We start from the raw sequence: 19,720 nt of genomic DNA on the forward strand, positions 1-19,720 counted from the left end.
CGGCAGCTTAGCGCGATTAAGCAGTCCCGGGCTGGGAATGCTTGGTCATGGTGCGAACAATGCGAAGCATCCGTAGCGACCTTCTGCGAGCGAACCCGCAATGAGTGATTCCGTCCCGCGCGTCTCCCTGTTGATCGACGGCCAGTTCGTCACCTCCGCCAGTCCCCATTGGCAGGACGTGGTCAATCCGGCCGATCAATCCGTGCTGGCCCAGGTGCCGTTCGCCACCACCGGCGAAGTGGATGCGGCGGTGGCTGCGGCCAGCCGGGCCTTCGTGAGCTGGCGCAAGACGCCGATCGGCACACGTGCGCGCGTCTTCCTCAAATACCAGCAGCTGATCCGCGAGCACATGCCCGAGCTGGCCGCGCTGCTCAGCGCCGAGCAGGGCAAGACCCTGGCCGATGCCGAAGGCGATGTGTTCCGCGGACTGGAAGTGGTGGAACACGCCGCGGCGATCGGCAACCTGCAACTGGGCGAGCTGGCCAACAACGTCGCCAACGGCGTGGACACCTACAGCCTGCTGCAGCCGCTGGGCGTGTGCGCGGGCATCACCCCGTTCAACTTCCCGGCGATGATTCCGTTGTGGATGTTTCCGATGGCCATTGCCACCGGCAACACCTTCGTGCTCAAGCCATCCGAGCAGGACCCGATGGTCACCATGCGGCTGGTGGAACTTGCGCTGGAGGCGGGCATTCCCAAGGGCGTGCTCAATGTCGTGCACGGCGGCGAAGACGTGGTCAACGCGTTGTGCGACCACCCGGACATCAAGGCGCTGTCGTTCGTCGGGTCGACCAGGGTTGGCACGCACGTCTATCGGCGCGCCTCGCTGGCAGGCAAGCGCGTGCAATGCATGATGGGCGCGAAGAATCATGCCGTGGTGCTGCCGGACGCCAATCAGGAACAGACGCTCAACGCGATGGTCGGCGCCGCCTTCGGTGCGGCCGGCCAGCGCTGCATGGCCGCGTCCACGCTGGTGCTGGTGGGCGAGGCGCGGGAGTGGATTCCGGCGCTGGTGGCCAAGGCCAAGGGCCTGACGCTGGGCGCGGGCAATGCGCCGGGCACCGAGGTTGGGCCGCTGATTTCCTGCGCGGCGCGCGCGCGCGTGGAAGGCTTGATCGCCTCCGGCGTCGAGCAGGGCGCCAGACTGGAACTGGATGGGCGCGCGCCCAGCGTGCCTGGCTTCGAGCAGGGCAACTTCGTCGGCCCGACCATCTTCTCCGGCGTGAGGCCGGGCATGCGCATCTACGACGAGGAAATCTTCGGCCCGGTGCTGGTGATCCTGGAGGCGGCCACGCTGGATGAGGCCATTGCCCTGGTCAATGCCAATCCCAACGGCAACGGCACTGCGTTGTTCACCCAGTCGGGTGCGGCGGCGCGGCGTTTTCAGGAAGACATCGACGTGGGCCAGGTCGGCATCAACGTGCCGATTCCGGTGCCGGTACCGCTGTTCTCGTTCACCGGATCGCGCGCCTCCAAGCTCGGCGACCTGGGCCCGTACGGCAAACAGGTGGTGATGTTCTACACCCAGACCAAGACCGTGACCGCGCGCTGGTTCGACGACGAAACGCTGGGCCACGGCGTCAACACCACCATCTCCCTCAAGTGACCTGATCGCCATGAATGCAGCCATCCAGCTACACGCCAATACGGCCGATTTGAATGACGAGCAGGAAGCCTTCCGCGCTGCCGCGCGCGACTTTGCCGACAAGGAACTCGCACCGCACGCCGCGCACTGGGATGCGCAAAGCCACTTCCCGCGCGAGGCCATCGCCAAGGCGGCCGAGCTGGGGTTCTGCGGGCTGTACACCGATGAGGGCGTGGGCGGCCTGGGCATGCGCCGGCTCGATGCCGCGGTGGTGTTCGAGGAACTGGCCACGGTCGATCCATCCACCTCGGCGTTCATCAGCATCCACAACATGGCCACCTGGTTGATCGCCAGTTACGGCAACGATGCGGTGCGCGCGCAGTGGGGCGAGGCGATGACCAGCGGCGCCAAGCTGGGTTCGTACTGCCTGACCGAACCGGGTGCCGGCTCGGACGCGGCCTCGCTCAAGACGCGCGCACAGCGCGACGGCGACGGCTACGTGCTCAACGGCAGCAAGGCCTTCATTTCCGGCGCGGGCGCCACCGATGTGCTGGTGGTGATGGCCCGCACCGGCGATGACGGCGCCCGCGGCATCAGCGCCTTCGTGGTGCCTGCCAATGCGCCCGGCATCAGCTACGGCCGCAAGGAAGAGAAGATGGGCTGGAACAGCCAGCCCACGCGCGGGGTGAATTTCGAGAACGTGCGCATTCCGGCCGGCAATCTGCTGGGCAAGGAGGGCGAGGGTTTCAAGATGGCGATGAAGGCGCTGGACGGCGGCCGCATCAATATCGCCGCCTGTTCGTTGGGAGCGGCGCAAGGCGCGCTGGATGCCGCCCGCCGCTACATGGGCGAGCGCCGTCAGTTCGGCAAGAAGCTGGCCGATTTCCAGGCGCTGCAGTTCAAACTGGCCGACATGGCCACGCAACTGGTGGCCGCGCGGCAGATGGTGCACACCGCTGCGCGCAAGCTCGATGCCGGCAGTCACGATGCCACCGTGTGGTGCGCGATGGCCAAGCGCTTCGCCACCGACGCCGGCTTTGCGATCTGCGACGAGGCCTTGCAGATCCACGGCGGCTACGGCTATATCCGCGAATACCCGATCGAGCGCCTGCTACGCGACAGCCGCGTGCACCGCATCCTGGAAGGTACCAACGAGGTGATGCGCATGATCATTGCGCGCCACCTGCTCAACGGCGAGGAGGAATTGCGATGAGCGATTGGGCAACACAGGCGCACACCGGCTTGCAGGTCGAACGCGATGGCCATGTCGCCATCGTTACCTTGTGCAATCCGCCGGCCAACACCTGGACCGTGCACAGCCTTGCAGCCTTGCGCGATCTGGTACGCGCGCTGGATGCGGACCGCAGCATCTATGCGCTGGTGATCACCGGCGACGGCGAGAAGTTCTTCAGTGCCGGCGCCGACCTCAAGCAGTTTGCCGATGGCGACAAGGCTGCTGCACGGGAGGCCGCGCGTCGCTTCGGCGAGGCGTTCGAGGCCTTGAGTGCGTTTGGCGGCGTGTCGGTCGCCGCCATCAACGGCTATGCGATGGGCGGTGGCCTGGAGTGCGCGCTGGCCTGCGACCTGCGCATTGCCGAACAGCACGCGCAGCTGGCCTTGCCGGAAGCCAGCGTCGGGTTGCTGCCATGCGCCGGCGGCACCCAGAACCTGCCGCGCCTGGTCGGCGAGGGCTGGGCCAAGCGCATGATCCTGCTGGGCGAGCGTCTGGATGCCGCCACTGCGCACCGCATCGGCCTGGTGGAAGAGGTGGTGGGCACGGGCGAGTCGCGCGCGCAGGCCATTGCCTGGGCGCAGCGTGCCGGCAAGCAGAGTCCGGCCAGCGTCGCGGCGTGCAAGCGCCTGGTGCAGTCCACCCGTCACGGTACGCATGCCGCCGCGCTGGTGGCAGAGCGCGAAGCCTTCGTCGACCTGTTCGAGCAGGCCGATCAGGCCGAGGGAGTGGCGGCCTTTCTCGAGAAACGCGCGCCGCAGTGGAGCAATGGCTGATGCTGGATGTGAGCCCAACCGAAGAAGCGCCGGTGCTGTTCGAACAACGCGACTGCGCGGACGGGCATCGCATCGGCATCGCCACCTTGAACGCGCCCGGGACGCTCAACGGTTTGTCCTTGCAGATGACGCGCTTGCTGGATGCGCAGCTGCGTGTCTGGGCCGACGATGCGCAGATTGTCTGCGTGGTGTTGCGCGGCGCAGGCGAGAAGGCGTTCTGCGCGGGCGGCGATCTGCATGGTCTGTACCAGAGCATGCGCGCGCATCGCGAGGCGGTGCCGGATGCGCAGGAGCGTCGCGCGCAACCGCAGGGCAATGCGCACGCCGCTGCGTTCTTCGAAGAGGAGTATCGGCTCGACCATCGCATCCACACCTATCCCAAACCGGTGCTGTGCTGGGGCCATGGCATCGTCATGGGCGGCGGTATCGGCTTGATGTCCGGTGCCAGCCATCGCGTGGTCACCGAGCGCTCGCGCCTGGCGATGCCGGAGATCAGCGTCGGCCTGTTCCCCGATGTCGGCGGCAGCTGGCTGTTGCGCCGGGTGCCGCAGGCTGCCGGGTTGTTTCTGGCACTGACCGGCGCGCCGCTGGGCGCCAGCGATGCCATCTATGCCGGGCTTGCGGATGTCCGCCTGGAGCATGCGCAATACGCGGCAGTGCTGGACGCCTTGGGCGCGCATGCCTGGACAGGCGATGCAGATGAGGATCGCGCCCAGCTCGGCGCGTTCCTGCAGGGGATCGCGCAACCGCTGGAACCGGGCCCATTGCAGGTGCATGCGGCGCTGATCGCGCAATTGGTGGCAGGCCAGACGCTGCAAGAGGTGGTCGCTGCAATCCTGGCATTGCAAAGCGAAGATGCCTGGCTGCAGGCCGCGCGTGCAACGCTGGCAGCCGGCGCCCCTGGCTCGGCGCGCCTGGCCTGGGAGCTGCAACGTCACCCGGGCATCGGCACGCTGGCCGACACCTTTCGCACCGAGTACGTGGTGGCGCTGCATACGGCCGCCCATGGCGACTTTGCCGAAGGCATTCGCGCGCTGTTGATCGACAAGGACCGCCAGCCGCAGTGGCAACCCGCCTTGCTGGAAGAGGCGGATGCGCAGTGGGCTGCTGGATTTTTCCAATCGCCCTGGCCGGCCGCACAGCATCCGCTCGCCGATCTTGCTGTACGTGCACTCGGTGAACGCTGAGCGGCTGGCAAATGCAGTTGATGGCTAGCGCAACGCGGACGCGATGGAGGAATTGCAGGGTTCGCATTGGCACCGGCAAGCCTGAAGTTTGCGACGGCTGCGTTGCGATCCAGCCGCTCGTTCATGGCCGTCCTAACTATTGATGATCGTTCTAACCTGGAAACCGACACCATGAGCAAGATCGCCTTTATCGGCCTGGGCAATATGGGCGGGCCGATGGCTGCAAACCTGATCAAGGCCGGGCACCAGCTGCGCGTCTTCGATCTGGTGCCTGCCGCACTGGACGCCGCCGCAGCAGCCGGCGCGCATGCCGCCAGCTCCGCGCACGACACCCTGGCCGACGCCGAGATCGTGATCTCGATGTTGCCGGCCAGCCGCCACGTCGAAGCGCTTTACCTGGGCGAGGCCGGGATCCTGGCGCAGATTCCCGCCGCTGCCCTGGTGATCGACTGCAGCACCATCGCACCCGCCAGCGCACGCAAGCTCGCCGCCGAGGCGCAGGCGCGTGGCCTGGCGATACTGGATGCGCCGGTCTCCGGCGGGACGGCGGGTGCGGCGGCAGGCAGCCTGACGTTTATCGTCGGCGGCGCCGCGCAGGTGTTGGAGCGCGCGCGGCCGGTGTTGCAGGCAATGGGCAAGAACATCTTCCACGTCGGTGACAATGGCGCCGGCCAGGTCGCCAAACTGTGCAACAACATGGCGTTGGGCGTGATCATGGCCGCCACCGGCGAGGCGCTGGCGCTCGGTGTGGCGCAAGGGCTGGACCCGGCGGTGCTGTCGCAGATGATGGCGGTCAGCACCGGGCGCAGCTGGGCCACCGAAGTCTGCAATCCGTGGCCGGGGGTGCTGCCCAACGCGCCGGCATCGCGCGGTTACAGCGGTGGCTTCGGCAACGATCTGATGCTCAAGGACCTGGGGCTGGTCGCCGAATCCGCAGTGCAGGCGGGCGTGTCGATTCCGCTCGGCGAGCTGGCGCGCAATCTGTACGCGATGAACAGCCAGGCCGGCAACGGCGCGCTGGATTTTTCCAGCGTGATCAAGCTGGTGGCCAAGGTTTGAGAGCGGCTGGCAAAAGTGTCTACGCCCATCGTCAACTAGGTGCGGCTGGAGTGGTGATTCGCCTCCGTCTGCAGGGTTGATCGAACTGGGGGCCTCGGCTGTAGAGTGGATGATCTGCGGCTTGGCTGCAGGGCCCTTGCCCGCCCACCATCGCGGGACACGCCGCAAGTACGTCCATGTAGGCTCTTACGCGGCATCCATGCCGCGTAAGGTCCCGCGACGGCGGCCGGGCAAGGACCAGGCGGGATGGTCGGTGTGCATGGCTCAGTAAAACAATCAGCACACTGTCTGGTGCGGTGTCCTCGCCGCTTGCGGGACCGTGTGGCGGCATGGATGCCGCCACCGAGCCCCCAGGGACGGGTTCACGGCGTGTCCCGCGAGCGGTGAGGGCACCGCGCACTCGACGCTGTGGTTTTGCTGCAGGGCCCTTGCCCGTCCGCCATCGCAGGACACGCTGCAAGTACGTCCTTGTAGGCGCTTACGCGGCATCCATGCCGCGTAAGGTCCCGCGACGGTAGGCGGGCAAGGGCCAGTCACGATGGTCGGTGTGCATGGTTTTAAGTAAGACAGCCAGCAAACTGTCTGGGGCGGTGTCCTCGCCGCTTGCGGGACCGTGTGGCGCATGGATGTCGCCACCGAGCCCCCAGGGACGGGTTCACGGCGTGTCCCGCGAGCGGTGAGGGCACCGCGCACTCGACGCTGTGGTTTTGCTGCAGGGTCCTTGCCCGTCCGCTAGCGCAGGACACGCTGCAAGTACGTCCTTGTAGGCGCTTACGCGGCATCCATGCCGCGTAAGGTCCCGCGACGGTGGGCGGGCAAGGACCTGTCGAGTTGATCGGTGTGCATGGTTTTCAGTAAGACAGCCAGCAAACTGTCTGGTGCGGTGGCCTCGCCGATTGCGGGACCGTGTGGCGGCATGGATGCCGCCACCGAGCCCCCAGGGACGGGTTCACGGCGTGTCCCGCGAGCGGTGAGGGCACCGCGCACTCGACGCTGTGGTTTTGCTGCAGGGTCCTTGCCCGCCCGCCATCGCAGGACACGCTGCAAGTACGTCCTTGTAGGCGCTTACGCGGCATCCATGCCGCGTAAGGTCCCGCGACGGTGGGCGGGCAAGGGCCAGTCACGATGGTCGGTACGCATGGTTGCAAGCAGGGGGCAGGCAGTGCATGCAGCGCAGCCTTCCGATGAGGTGGGGTCTGATCAGCTTCTTTCCATCCGAGCAGTGTCACTGCCAATACGACATCACTCCACCCGCTAACGAAAGCGAGGGTGGCCGACACGTTGCCGCCATCGCTGCGGCGTTTGAGAGGTTCTGTTGGCCACTCCAGGTGACTACCCGGCCTGAGCAGTAACGTGCAACGCCGCGCTCGGGTGATGTGATGTCATCACGCCCGGGTGTAATAGTCTCCGCCATCGCGTGCGCCTAAGGTGCGCGCATTGCACGAGGCCACCGCATCCATGGGACACGACCACAGCCACGCCCCCAGCGACATCCGCCACGAGACACCGCTGTGGTGGGCACTGGGACTCACCGCCACGTTCCTGCTGGCGGAAGTCATCGGTGCGTTCATCACCAACAGCCTGGCGCTGTTGTCCGACGCCGCACATATGGCCACCGACACCGTCGGCCTGATGATCGCCCTGCTTGCCGTGCGCCTGAGTCGCCGTCCTGCCGATGCGCGCCGCACCTATGGCTATGTGCGTCTGGAAGCGCTCGGCGCGCTGGCGAACGGCGCGCTATTGTTCGCGGTCGGCGCCTACATTCTCTGGGAGGCCGCGCAGCGCTTCCGCGCGCCGCAGGATATTTCCTCCAGCGGCATGCTGCTGATCGCCGGCTTCGGCCTGGTGATCAATCTGATCGCCATGAAGCTGCTGCACGCCGGCAGCGGCGAGAGCCTGAACGTCAAGGGCGCGTATCTGGAGGTCTGGAGCGACATGCTCGGCTCGGTGGCGGTGATCATCGGCGCGCTGCTGATCGGCTGGACCGGTTGGCAATGGATCGACCCGGTGCTGGCCGTGCTGATCGGCCTGTGGGTGCTGCCGCGCACCTGGGTGCTGCTGCGCGAGGCGATCAACGTGCTGCTGGAAGGCGTGCCCAAAGGCATCGATCTGCCGCAGGTGCAGCAGGCGCTGACCAGCTACCCCGGCGTCGAAGACGTGCACGACCTGCATGTCTGGGCACTGGCCTCCAGTACCCCCGCGCTCACCGCACACGTGGTGGTCGGCGAAACCACCGACCGCGACCGCCTGCGCGACGCCCTTGCCGAGCTGCTGCACGCGCGCTTCGAGATCAGCCACGTCACCCTGCAGGTGGAGAGCGGCGATTGCGGCACCGAACCGTGTGGCACGTCGCCGGCCGCGCAGGGCTCCGCGCATGACGATCATCGTGGTCACGCGCATTCGCATGACCGCCACTCGCACTGACGCGGACAGCGCCGCCCAGTGAGCTTCTCGCCTGCTTGGCGGCGGTATGACGGTGCCGGGCACCACTCCGGCAGTGCCGGCAACCGCAGCCGCGTTGGCATTGGTCGATGCGGTGCAGATCGATGGCGCGTGTCCGAACGCGATGTCTTTGGTGCCTCGCCGCTGACCGTCATTCCGCCGCACCATGGACAGACCAACGCGCGTCTGGTGGCGCATCTTGCGTTGATCGTGCCCGAGGGCTGCAGCTTCGGTGTCGGTTACGACTAGCGGCAGTGCGAGGTCGGCAAGGTGCTGGTATTCGACTCGATCGGACATGAGGCGCGCAACGCGAGCGCGCAGCTGCGTGCGGTGCTGATCTTCGATGTCTGGAACCCGCTGCTGAGCCGGGAGGAGCGGCAGATGGGCAATGCCATGGAGGCGGCGATCGCGCGCCACCGTGCGGGATGAGGTATCGCCGGTAGTCGACCGATTCAGTCCGCAGGCGTGATGCCGAACCGGGCAAGCGTGGCGCGCAGGGGAACGAGCTGGGCGGTGTAATGTTTCCAGCGCCCGGACGCATCGCCATGCAGGGGCTGGCGCACCTGCCAGTAGCTGGCTGTCCTGACGGCTCCAGGCGCCTTGTGGAAATCCAGGCAGTCCGGTTCCCAGGGCAACTGCAAGAAGTCCAGCAGGGCGCGCAAGCTGGGCTCCGGAGCGGCGACGAAGGCGTCATAGTCGAACGTGTGGATGCTGTCCGGATACAGCGACAGCCAGTGCGCCATCAGTCGCTGGTAGGCGGCATAGAAATGCCCGATGTCCTCCAGCCGGCCCGCATAGCCAAACTGTTGTGGATTGAGCTGCTGCATGAAGATCGACAGCCCGTTGTCCAGCGGGTGGCGACGTGTGTGCACGATCCTGGCCGCCGGAAACAGCTGTTTGATCAGCCCGATCAGCAGAAAGTTGTCGGGGCGCTTGTCGGTGATGTAACGCAGTTGCGCATGCTGGGGAACGGCTGCCGACACGCGTTGACGATAGGCCGCGGCCAGCTGCGCCAGCGTGTGCGAGGACAGGTGCTGCGCGGCTTGCGGGAACGGCGACAGCGACTGTGCAACCAGTCGCGGCAGCGCATCCAGTTCGCCCCCGGCGGCAATGCACGAGTGGCGCGACAAGGCCTGTTCGATCAGGGTGGAGCCGGAGCGGAACATGCCGCAGATAAACAGTGGCGATACCGCGTCGTCTACGGCGGCCATGGGCGGTGACTGGCGCGCGTCGTTTGCATCGGCAAATACCGCAGCGATGTTGTCGAACTGCTGCTGTGTGCGGATCGGGTCGTAGCGCCTTGCATGTGCATGGCCATGCCGGTTGGCGGCACTGGCCGCATCGAATGCCTGGCTGTGCAGGCCGAGGCGGTCGTAGGCATGGGCAAGTGCATGCAGCAGCGTGGCCGTCAACGCAGGATCCTGCCCCGCGACCGAGCCTGCCTGCGCAAGTGCGAGCAGGCGGATGTCCTGCGCATGCGTTGGAGGATCCAGCTGCAGCAGGCGTGCGGTGGCTTGCAGCTGCAGCGCCCGTGTCCGGGCATCGACAGGAGGATTGGCGAGCAGCCGCCGGTATGCGGCGATCGCCTGGTCGCGTGCACCCAGCTCTTCCTGCAGGTTGCCCAGATTGAGCAAGGCCGGAGCATAGTCCGGCCGGCACTGCAGTGCCAGGTCGAGTTCCTTCAGCGCTGCCGCCTCCTGGCCAAGATGGTCGCTCAGCAGCGCAGCGCGATTGAGATGGATCTGCTCCGGTAACGCGGCACCGCACTGCAATGCCTGCGCATAAGCGTCCATTGCGGCGGATGCCTCGCCGGTCTGGCGCAGCAGATATCCCAGGTTGTACCAGGCATCGGCGCAGCGGGGCTGCGCCTGCAGGATGCGGCGATAAGCAGCAATCGCCTGCGCCAGATGGCCCTGTTGCAGTAAGCGTGCGGCGTGCTGCAAGGACGGGTCCAAGGCGTTTTCCAGGCATTCTTGCAACGGGTGGGAGACCTGCAGCTTAGGCGGCGCCGGCGGTGCGTTCAATCGGCCGGTGGCGGCACGGTGCTGAGCGGTCTTTCCTGCGCTCGCCGCTTGCCTTGTATGCTCTGCTGCAGTCGACGAGTGAAGATGCGCGCATGCACAAGCGAGTGGTGTGGGGGCTGACGATGTTGAGCTGCGCCTCGGTGGCATCAGCGCAGGACGTGCCGACGCATCGCTGCGCCGCAGTACTCGATCCCCTGCCGCGGCTGGCTTGCTACGACGCCAGCTTCCCGCCAACGCAGGCGGTGCGGGCGGCAGAGGCGGACAGGGCAGTGAGGGTATTCGGCCGCAGCACCCAACAGGCCCCGGCAGCGACAGGTGTGCAGCAATCAGCGCCTGCGCAACTCACCGCGAAGGTGCTTGCGGTGGCGTATCAGCCAGACGGTACGCGCATCGTGTCGCTGGACAGTCGCCAGCGCTGGGCGCTGACAGAAGCGACCAGCCGCGGACCGCTGGCCGAGGGCGAGGTTGTGGTGATCCGCAAGGCCGCAATGGGAAGCTACATGCTGGTGACCGCTGCCGGTGTGGCGCTGCGTGCCCGCCGCATCGACTAGCCAGGCCACCGACGGCATCGCAACAGACAGAAGAGAACGAATGACTGAGAGACAGCTACGCGCCCTGTTGCACAACGGGTATCAACTGCTGCGTCAGGGACGTTATGCCGAGGCAGCTGCGTTCGCCGACCGCGCCTGCGCAGAGCAGCCCGGCGATGCGCATCTGCTGGAGCTTGCCAGTGAAGCCTTGCTGGCCAACGGCGAACCGCAGGCCGCAGCCGACCGCATCGCACAGGCAGCCGCGGTTGCCACATCACCGCTTCCGCTATTGATCAAGTACGGCAGCTTGCTGCTGCAGCTGCGTCGCCGCCGCGAGGCCCGGCTGGTCGCCAGACAGGCGCAGGCGCTGGCCGCGGCCGACGGTGCTGCATGGTGGCGGATCGGTGCGCTGTACAGTGGCTGCCACGAGGTGGCTGCCGCCCGTGACGCGTATCGGCATGCGATGACATTGCTGGGAGAACAGCCCGGCTTGCTCTACGACCTTGCCACCATGCAGTTCTTTGGCGGCGAATTCGATGCGGCTGAGCGCACCCTGGAGCGGCTATTGCAACTGGCACCCGGCACGGGCGATGCCTTGTACCTGCGCGCCACGCTCCGGCGTCAGACCGGGCAGCACAACCACCTGGACGATCTGCGTCACCGCTTGACCACGCTGTCGGAACCATCCGCGCGAGCGGCCGGGCTGTACGCCTTGAGCAAGGAGCTGGAGGATCTGGGCCGGCATGCGGAATCCTTCGAGACACTGACCGCCGCAGCGGCCTGCAAGCGCAAGACACTGCAGTACGACGTTGCTGCCGAGTGTGCGCATATCGCTCAGGTGCGAGAGGCGTACGACCCGGCTGCCTTGCGCGCACTGCAGCCCGGTCATGCGGGCGAGGGGGCCATCTTCATCGTCGGGCTGCCACGCTCAGGCACCACCTTGTTAGAGCGCCTGCTGATCCAGCGCGGCGGTGCACGCTCGGCCGGTGAGTTGATGGATTTCGGTGCGCTGCTCGGCAGTGCGACATCCGGCGCATTGTCGACCAATCCCGAATTGACCGCCGCGCAGGCGTCGCTGCAGATCGATTTTGCGGCGCTTGGGCAGGAGTATCTGCGCGGCGCCCGTGAACTGGTGCACGACCATCCGGTGTTCATCGACAAGATGCCGGTCAATTACCTGTATTGCGGCATGATTGCCACCGCGCTGCCACGTGCACGCATCATCCATCTGGTGCGCGATCCGCTGGACACCTGTTATGCGATGTACAAGACCCTGTTCTACAACGCCTATCCGTTCTCGTATGCGCTCGATGAGCTCGCCGATTACTACCTGGCGTATCAGCAGACCATGCGGCACTGGCATGCGGTACTGCCTGGCAGCATTCTCGATGTGCACTACGAAGAGTTGGTGCGCGACACCGACCAGCAGATCACGCGGGTGCTGAGCTGGTGCGGGTTGACGCGCAGTGACGCCATCGCCGAACTGGAGCATGTGCCGTTCGTGACTGCGAGCGCGGCGCAGGTGCGCGGCGATGTCCATCAACGCTCGGTGCATAGCTCTCGGCGGCATCTGGACGGACTGCTGCCTTTGTTGACGCGACTTCAGGCAGCTGGCGTGATCGTGCCCGGCGTCGAAGTGGTGTAGCGATTGGCGCTGGCCGATCATCCGGTCCAGTCTTTCGAGTGAGCGCGCCGCTGGCTCGCGAGCGACGAGCGAACACGCGTGTCTACATTGAGCTCCACACAAGAAACCGGCGGAAAATGGCCATTTTTCCCCGGCATCCGCACTGTTTTGGGGATTCGTCGCACCGATTCGGAGCATTTCTGAATGGCGCTTTAATTCTCCTCAACGTCGTCTTAACATCGGGTTGGCAACGTTTTTCGGGCGCTCTTTCGTCCGGCCGTTCGCCAGTGTGGAAGCGCAGTTTGACGCGCTTGCCAACGACGTCGCAGCACGTGCCGGCATCGCTTCAGATGCAAGCGCACCGCGCTGCGCTTACCCGTTCGGACTTTCGGAGAGAGAGATGAGATTGAAGACTACCAAGCTGCGCGACGCCATCCGGGTGTCGCTCACGGTTGGCGCCACCGCGTTGGCCCTGTCGGGGACCGTGATGGCGCAGGATCAGCCCTCGACGGAACTCAAGAGCCTGGACGCGATCAGTGTCACCGGTACGCGCATCAAGAGCCAGACGATGACTGCCTCCAGTCCGGTGGCAGAGATCAACAAGGAAGAATTCCAGTACACCGGTTCGACCAAGGTCGAAGACCTGATCAATCAGTATCCGCAGCTTTCGGCGAGCTTCGACAACTTCGCCAACAATGGCTCGCAGGGGTATGCGACCGTCGATCTGCGGGGATTGGGCGCGCAGCGCACCTTGACCCTGGTCAACGGCAGGCGCATTCCCAAGGGCATTGGCGAGAGTCCGGACATCAGCATCATTCCGGCAGCGCTGGTGCGCCGCGTGGACATCCTGACCGGCGGTGCCTCGGCGGTGTACGGCTCGGATGCCGTCGCCGGCGTGGTCAATTTCGTGCTCGACGACGAGTTCGAAGGTGTCAGTGTCGACATGGGCTACAACGCCTACCAGCACGACAATGGCAACACGTTGATGCGCGGCCTGATGGACGATGCCGGTTACGATTATCCGACAGGGAACTCCGGTTTCGACGGCATCTCGCGCAATGTGGACCTGGCCATCGGCGGCAGCTTCGGCGAGGCGGGGCATGCCACCGCATGGGCGACCTGGCGCGAGAACGATCCACTGCTGCAGGGCCAGCGCGATTACTCCGCATGCGCCTTGAGCAACCGCGGCACTGCGTGCGGCGGGTCAGCCACCGCAGACCCGGCCAACTTCTATGTCGTCGCTCCGTCGGCTGGCGCGTTCTATGTGCAGCCTTCCGCCGGCGGAACCTGGTCGCAGGTCGCATCCCCGAATCTCTACAACTTCGCGCCGTTGAACTACTACCAGCGTCCGGATACGCGCTACACGGCCGGCACCAACATCAAGTACGAGGTCAACGAGCACTTCAAGCCCTATCTCGAAACCTTGTTCGTCAACCGCAAGAGTTCGACCCAGATCGCGCCGTCGGGTGCGTTTTTCACCGACCTCAACGTCAACTGCGCCACCTCGGTGATCGGTAGCCTGTGCAACGATGTGGGCATCACCGACGATGAGTTCACCGTCTATGTGGCCAAGCGCAACGTCGAAGGCGGCCCGCGCATCACCGACTCGGATACCAACAGTTTCAGCATCACCACCGGCGCCCAGGGCGACATCAACGACAACTGGTCGTACGACGCCTCGTTCACCTATAACCGCAGTACCACCAAGTCGGAAAACAGAAACGACTTCGTGACCACGCGGGTACGTGACGCGCTGCTGGGCTGCCAGCCTGGTTCGTTCGATGGCTGCGTGCCCTACAGCGTGTGGACCGACAGTGTCACCGCAGCAGAGGCAGAAGCGCTGCAGGGCGTGGGTATCGTCAACTACGAAACCTCGATGCGCGTGTTCAATGCCTATGTGACCGGTAATTTCGGCTATAGCCTGCCGTGGGCCGGCGATAACCCGATCAGTCTGGTCGGCGGTGTCGAGACCCGCACCGAAACCTTCAAGCGGGTGGCCGACAGCAACATGCAGACCGGCAACTTCACCGGCCTGGGTGGCCCGACCTCCAATGTGTCCGGCGACATCGGCGTCAAGGAACTGTTCCTCGAAGGCGCGGTGCCGCTGGTGGCGCAGGCCGGTAGTCTGGATCATCTCGACATGCAGCTTGGCTATCGCTACTCGGACTACGACACCTCCGGCGGCGTGAGTACCTACAAGGCCGGTCTGGGTGCGACATTCGTCGATGGCAAGTACCACCTGCGCGCCGGCTGGAACCGTGCGATCCGCGCTCCCAACGTGACCGAGCTGTACAACGAAAATACGATCGGACTGTGGAGCGGCAGCGACCCGTGCGCCGGTGCCAATCCGGTCTTCACTCAGGCCCAGTGCGCCAACACCGGCGTCACCGCGGCGCAATACGGCCGCGTTGCGGCCAACCCGGCCGGTCAGTACAACGAAATCGGCGGCGGTAACACGGGCCTGCAGCCGGAAACGGCCAACACCTGGACCGTCGGTCTTGCTGCCAGCCCCGTCAAGGGGCTCGATCTGAGCGTGGATTACTACGACATCAAGATCGACGATGCGATCCGCAGCATCGGCTCGTCCAACATCCTGACCGCATGCGGCGTGACCGGTAATGCGGATATCTGCAGCCGCGTGCGCCGCAATGCCACGACAGGTGACCTGTTCCGCGGTAGCGACCCGGACGTCTCCGGTCTGATCCTCAATTCCCAGGATAATTTTGGTTCGTTGCATTTCCAGGGCGTGGATCTGACCGCGTCGTATGCCTGGAGCGTCGGCCCCGGGCGCCTGACCGCCTCGATGATGGGCAGCTACGCCATCAAGCAGGAGTACGAGCCGGTTCCGGGTGTGCAGGAAGTGACCTACGACTGCGCGGGCGTGGTCAACGTGGCCTGCAACAGTGCCGAATGGCGGCATGTGCTGAGCACGCGCTACAGCTTCGATCGCTACACCGTCGGGCTGCGCTGGCGCTACATCGGTGAGCTGGATTACCAGAACACCGACGGCACCCGTGGCACAACCGACGTCCGCCTGGTGAACCAGGACAACAAGGTGTCGGCGTACAACTACTTCGACCTGTCCGGTTCGATGCAGTTGGGCGATTACGTCACCTGGACGTTGGGCATCAACAACATCGCCGACAAGGAGCCGCCGCTGGTGGGCGGCAGCCTGACCTTCAACGGCAACTCGCTCGCCGGTTACGACCAGGCTGGCCGTTACTTCTTCACCAGTGTGGGTCTGCGTTTCTGAGGCACGTTGCAACTCGGTAAAAAACAACGGCGAGCCAAGGCTCGCCGTTGTTTTTTCTGATTGCCTGCGACAGCTCGTGTCGACGGCTTGCCGCGCTGCAACCGTCAGATCAGTGCGGTCGCCGATCGCCTCTCGCCTGCGTGTCTGATCGACGTCGAAGACAGCGTCGACGGCTCACGCCACCGGTTCACGCAACAACGGCGACTGCCAGCCCGGGCGCGGCGCGAAACGCTCGCCATAGTGCGCCTGCAGTGCCTGCAGACGGGCCAGCAAGGCGTCGGCGCCGACACTGCGGATGTGCTGGATCGGGCCGCCGCGGAACGGGGCAAAGCCGGTGCCGAAGATCACGCCGGCGTCGAGCAGGTCCGCATCGGTCACCACGCCGTCGTGCAGGCAGGCGACCGCTTCGTTGAGCAGCGGCAGGATCAGGCGATCTTCCAGGTCTGCCGGCACCGCGTAGCCGCTGGCGACCTCGGGCTTGACCGCGCGCCCGTTCTCCCACTTGTACAGGCCCTGACCGTCCTTCTTGCCGCGCTTGCCCGGCTCCACGGTGGCCAGCGCCGCCGGAATCGGCAGGTGCAGAAACGGGGCGAGCTCCGCGCCCACGCCGGCGGCAACGTCCAGCCCCACCGTGTCGATCAGTTCGATCGGCCCCATCGGCATGCCGAACGTCACCGCGGTCTTGTCCAGCACCGGGCCCGGCACGCCTTCGGCATAGGCGGTGGCCGCTTCGAGCAGGTACGGGAACAGCACGCGATTGACCAGGAAGCCCGGGGTGCCGGCCACCGGTACCGGGAACTTGTCCAGCGCCTTGCAGAATGCCGCCAGGCGCGCGACGTTGGCCGGATCCAGCCCGTCGTGCTGCACGATTTCCACCAGCGGCATCATCGAGACCGGATTGAAGTAGTGCAGGCCGGCAAACTGCGCCGGGCGCTGGATATGCCCGCGTAGCTCGGTCAACGGAATCGACGAGGTGTTGGTAGTCAGCAACGCATCGGACTTGAGCTGCGGCTCGATGGACTGATACAGCTCGCGCTTGGCCTGCGGGTTTTCGATGATCGCTTCGATCACCAGGTCCGCCTGCGCCACGCCCGCGCCTGCGAGGTCGCCACGCAGGCGCGCTGCCACCGCCGGCCGCTTGGCCTCGTCCTTGACGCGCTTGGCGAACAGCTCGTTGCCGCGGCCCAGTGCCGTATCGATGAAGCGCTGCTCGCGGTCCTGCAGCGTTACCTCGAAGCCCTTGTAGGCCGCCCAGGCCGCGATATCGCCGCCCATCACGCCGGCGCCGACCACATGCACATGGCGGATCGGAGCCAGCGCCGTAGCGCCGGCATCCTTGCCGCCCAGCGCCTTCAGGCGCTCGGTGAGAAAGAAGATGCGGATCAGGTTGCGCGCGGTTGACGTGCTGGCGAGCTTGACCACCGCCTTGCGCTCGGCCGCCAGGCGCGCCTGGATGCCGCTGCCGCCGGCGCGCTCCCACACGTTGATCAAGGCGTAGGGAGCCGGGTAGTGCTCCTTGCGCGCCTTGCGTGCGACCTGCTTGCGCATCTGTGGGGCCAGCAGTTTGCGCGCGAGCAAGGTATTGGTGGCCCATGCGGTGGCGCGCTGCTTGAACGGGCGCTTGCTGCCGGTGAGCGCAAGCGCGGCGGCGACATCGACCAGCACCGCGGGCGCGGCGACCTTGTCGACCAGGCCCATCGCGCGGGCAGCCTTGGCCGCGACGGTGCGGCCGGTCAGCATCAGGTCCATCGCCGCCGGCGCACCGATCAGGCGCGGCAAGCGGGCGCTGCCGCCCCAGCCGGGAAAGATGCCGAGCTTGGTTTCCGGCAGGCCGATGCGCGTGCTGGCATCGTCGGAGGCCACGCGATACCGGCACGCCAGCGCGATCTCGGTGCCGCCGCCCATGCAGAAGCCGTGGATCGCGGCAACCGTGGGGCAGGGCAGTTCGGCCAGCTTCTGGAAGACGCTCTGGCCACGATGGATCGCATCGTTGACGGTACCCTTGCGGTCGAATTCCTGAAATTCCTTCAGGTCGGCGCCGGCGATGAAGCCGTTGGGCTTGCCCGAGCGCAGTACCACGCCCTTGGGCGGGTCCAGCGCCAGGCGTTCGACCAGTGCGCCCAGTTCGAGCAGCACCTCCTGCGAAAACGCGTTGACCGGTGCGCCCTGGCGATCGAGGCTGAGCACGACCACGCCGTCCTCGCGTAGGTCGGTCTGCCAATGGCTGAATCGGAGCCCGTCGAAACCTGGAAGCATGCGTCTGGTCGTCCGGTGATAGAAGGAAAGGCCGTTATCATCCAGAGGTTGTTTCCTTCACGTCAAATACCCATACCAGTCGGCAGGGCGGCGCGCGCCTCGTGCGAGGCGTCGCCAGTGGCGCATCGGTGCAGCTAGTCTGATGCGTGACGATCGTACGGATCGGTATGAACTTTTCTTTTCAATGGTTGTCTCATTGCCCGACTTCGGTGGGCTGACAGGAGTGCGGCCCGACATGGCCGAAGTCGATACACCTCAGGAGCTGGACCTGGAACTGGTCCGGCGCGTGCAGCGCGGCGAGAGCGCAGCGTTCGATGTGCTGGTGCGCAAATACCAGCACCGCATCGTTGCGTTGATCGGGCGCTACATCGCCGACTGGAGCGAGTGTCAGGACGTGGCCCAGGATACGTTCGTGCGCGCCTACCGTGCGATCAACAGTTTCCGCGGCGACGCGCAGTTCTATACCTGGTTGCACCGCATTGCCGTCAACACTGCCAAGAACCATCTGGTTGCGCACAACCGCCGTCCGCCCACCGACGATATCGAGATCAGCGATGCCGAACAGTTCGATGGTGCCACCCGCCTGCGCGATACCGACACCCCGGAGCGCGAATTGATGCGACAGGAGCTGGAACAAACGGTGATGCGTGCGGTCCAAGCCTTGCCGGAAGAACTTCGGTCAGCCATCACCCTGCGCGAGGTGGAGGGGCTGAGCTACGACGAAATCGCGCGAAAGATGGATTGCCCGATCGGAACGGTGCGCTCGCGCATCTTCCGGGCGCGCGAGGCCATCGACATCGAGCTGCGGCCTCTGCTGGAGACCGAAAGCGCCACCCGTGAGCGACACCGTGTATGAGCCATAACCCTGCCATGTCCACCACCGACAAGTTCGAGCGTCACTACCGCCAGCAGCTGTCTGCGCTGGTGGACGGCGAATTGAACGCCGACGAGTCGCGCTTTTTGCTGCGCCGTCTGGCCCATGACGAAGAACTGGCCGGCTGCCACGAACGGTGGCAGCTGTGCGGCGATGTGCTGCGCGGTGCGGCCAGCGCGCCGGCACCGCTGGATTTTGCCGCGCGCGTACGCAGCGCCATTGCCGACGAGCCCGTTCCGCAGGTGCAGCCAGCCACGCGTGCGGCCACGCGCCGGCGCTGGGGTGGTGGCGCGGCGATCGCGGCATCGGTCGCGGCGATCGCCCTGTTCATGGCGCGCGAGCGCCTGCCCGAAACCGCACCGCCTGCTGCGCAGGTCCCGGTGTTCGCCACGACAGCGCAGCTGCCGGCCGCCACGCAGGCCCCCATCACGCCCACGGCGCCGAAGGCTCCGGCCGAGCCTGGCCCGGCCGCCCCCGATGAGGTGGCCGCGCTGGCCGCAGCGGTGCCGGCTGCGGCGCTGGCATCCACGCGCCGTGGCGCGGCCACACGCAACCAGCAGGTCGCCCGCAGCGTTGCCGCGCGCCAGCAGCAGGCGCCAACCCGCATGCTGGCGACGGCTGCTCCCGCTTCGGCGACGGCCACGGCCGGTGCGGCGGCGCCATCGAATCCATTCACGCATCCGGATACCACCTTGCAGGCGCGCCCGTGGCCGCGTGCGGCGCTGTCCGGTGCCGGCGAAAGTCCGCTCAATGCCAGCTTCCGCCAAGGCGGACAAGGTACCGCGTTCTATCCGTTCGAGCCTGCGCCGCAGGGTGTTGCCAACCCTGCGCCGAACCGCCCGCTGCCGGTGCAACCACCGCAGGACTGATGTCGCCGCC

Annotated in this window: 13 protein-coding genes and 1 pseudogene; 12 read left to right on the forward strand and 2 right to left on the reverse strand. The window is 65.9% G+C overall.

Annotated elements, in window-relative coordinates:
- Nucleotides 1-100 precede the first annotated feature (100 nt).
- The 7 genes and pseudogenes from FHT09_RS13430 to FHT09_RS13460 all read left to right on the forward strand — a co-directional run.
- On the forward strand, nucleotides 101-1,606 hold the full coding sequence (locus tag FHT09_RS13430; protein ID WP_104538200.1) for a CoA-acylating methylmalonate-semialdehyde dehydrogenase: 1,506 nt from the start codon (nucleotides 101-103) through the stop codon (nucleotides 1,604-1,606).
- 10 nt (nucleotides 1,607-1,616) lie between these two features.
- Nucleotides 1,617-2,798 (forward strand): acyl-CoA dehydrogenase family protein, encoded by a 1,182-nt coding sequence (locus tag FHT09_RS13435; protein WP_104538199.1) that lies wholly within the window; start codon nucleotides 1,617-1,619, stop codon nucleotides 2,796-2,798.
- Nucleotides 2,795-3,592, forward strand: a complete 798-nt coding sequence (locus FHT09_RS13440) for an enoyl-CoA hydratase (RefSeq protein WP_053045305.1) — start codon at nucleotides 2,795-2,797, stop codon at nucleotides 3,590-3,592. The genes FHT09_RS13435 and FHT09_RS13440 overlap by 4 nt, the downstream gene beginning before the upstream one ends.
- The gene (locus FHT09_RS13445; RefSeq protein ID WP_104607305.1) at nucleotides 3,592-4,779 is read left to right on the forward strand and encodes an enoyl-CoA hydratase/isomerase family protein; all 1,188 of its coding nucleotides are present in this window, start codon (nucleotides 3,592-3,594) and stop codon (nucleotides 4,777-4,779) included. The genes FHT09_RS13440 and FHT09_RS13445 overlap by 1 nt, the downstream gene beginning before the upstream one ends.
- Nucleotides 4,780-4,935: 156 nt before the next feature.
- Complete coding sequence (gene mmsB, locus FHT09_RS13450; RefSeq protein WP_181141454.1) at nucleotides 4,936-5,838, forward strand: 3-hydroxyisobutyrate dehydrogenase; 903 nt, start codon at nucleotides 4,936-4,938, stop codon at nucleotides 5,836-5,838.
- A 1,458-nt stretch (nucleotides 5,839-7,296) separates the two neighbouring features.
- Nucleotides 7,297-8,262 (forward strand): cation diffusion facilitator family transporter, encoded by a 966-nt coding sequence (locus tag FHT09_RS13455; RefSeq protein WP_184417002.1) that lies wholly within the window; start codon nucleotides 7,297-7,299, stop codon nucleotides 8,260-8,262.
- A gap of 76 nt (nucleotides 8,263-8,338) precedes the next feature.
- Nucleotides 8,339-8,709, forward strand: a pseudogene (locus tag FHT09_RS13460) (aspartyl/asparaginyl beta-hydroxylase domain-containing protein); the annotation flags it as partial.
- Nucleotides 8,710-8,732: 23 nt separating this feature from the next.
- Here the strand turns inward: FHT09_RS13460 and FHT09_RS13465 are convergent.
- Nucleotides 8,733-10,235, reverse strand: coding sequence for a sulfotransferase (locus tag FHT09_RS13465; protein WP_104606376.1), 1,503 nt, complete (start codon nucleotides 10,233-10,235; stop codon nucleotides 8,733-8,735).
- A 161-nt stretch (nucleotides 10,236-10,396) separates the two neighbouring features.
- On the opposite strand from FHT09_RS13465, the gene FHT09_RS13470 reads away from it, so the two are divergent.
- The 3 genes from FHT09_RS13470 (at nucleotide 10,397) to FHT09_RS13480 (ending at nucleotide 15,711) form a co-directional block, all read left to right on the forward strand.
- Entirely contained in the window at nucleotides 10,397-10,855 is a 459-nt protein-coding gene (locus tag FHT09_RS13470) for a hypothetical protein (RefSeq protein ID WP_053046267.1), read from the forward strand.
- Nucleotides 10,856-10,895: 40 nt separating this feature from the next.
- Nucleotides 10,896-12,479 (forward strand): sulfotransferase, encoded by a 1,584-nt coding sequence (locus FHT09_RS13475; protein ID WP_184416991.1) that lies wholly within the window; start codon nucleotides 10,896-10,898, stop codon nucleotides 12,477-12,479.
- A gap of 379 nt (nucleotides 12,480-12,858) precedes the next feature.
- Entirely contained in the window at nucleotides 12,859-15,711 is a 2,853-nt protein-coding gene (locus FHT09_RS13480) for a TonB-dependent receptor (RefSeq protein ID WP_104606372.1), read from the forward strand.
- Nucleotides 15,712-15,885: 174 nt separating this feature from the next.
- Here the strand turns inward: FHT09_RS13480 and FHT09_RS13485 are convergent, their stop codons facing one another.
- The gene (locus tag FHT09_RS13485; RefSeq protein ID WP_104606371.1) at nucleotides 15,886-17,967 is read right to left on the reverse strand and encodes a 3-hydroxyacyl-CoA dehydrogenase NAD-binding domain-containing protein; all 2,082 of its coding nucleotides are present in this window, start codon (nucleotides 17,965-17,967) and stop codon (nucleotides 15,886-15,888) included.
- A gap of 235 nt (nucleotides 17,968-18,202) precedes the next feature.
- Here FHT09_RS13485 and rpoE point away from each other — a divergent pair, with 235 nt between their 5' ends.
- Nucleotides 18,203-18,823 carry an RNA polymerase sigma factor RpoE gene (rpoE, locus tag FHT09_RS13490; protein ID WP_039809975.1) on the forward strand — a complete coding sequence of 207 codons (621 nt, stop codon included), beginning with the start codon at nucleotides 18,203-18,205 and terminating at the stop codon, nucleotides 18,821-18,823.
- The gene (locus tag FHT09_RS13495; protein WP_104606370.1) at nucleotides 18,820-19,710 is read left to right on the forward strand and encodes a sigma-E factor negative regulatory protein; all 891 of its coding nucleotides are present in this window, start codon (nucleotides 18,820-18,822) and stop codon (nucleotides 19,708-19,710) included. Before rpoE ends, FHT09_RS13495 begins: the two co-directional genes overlap by 4 nt.
- The last annotated feature ends 10 nt before the right edge of the window (nucleotides 19,711-19,720 follow it).

This window comes from Xanthomonas sp. CFBP 8152, assembly GCF_014199025.1.
GTDB classification, from domain to species: domain Bacteria; phylum Pseudomonadota; class Gammaproteobacteria; order Xanthomonadales; family Xanthomonadaceae; genus Xanthomonas; species Xanthomonas arboricola_B.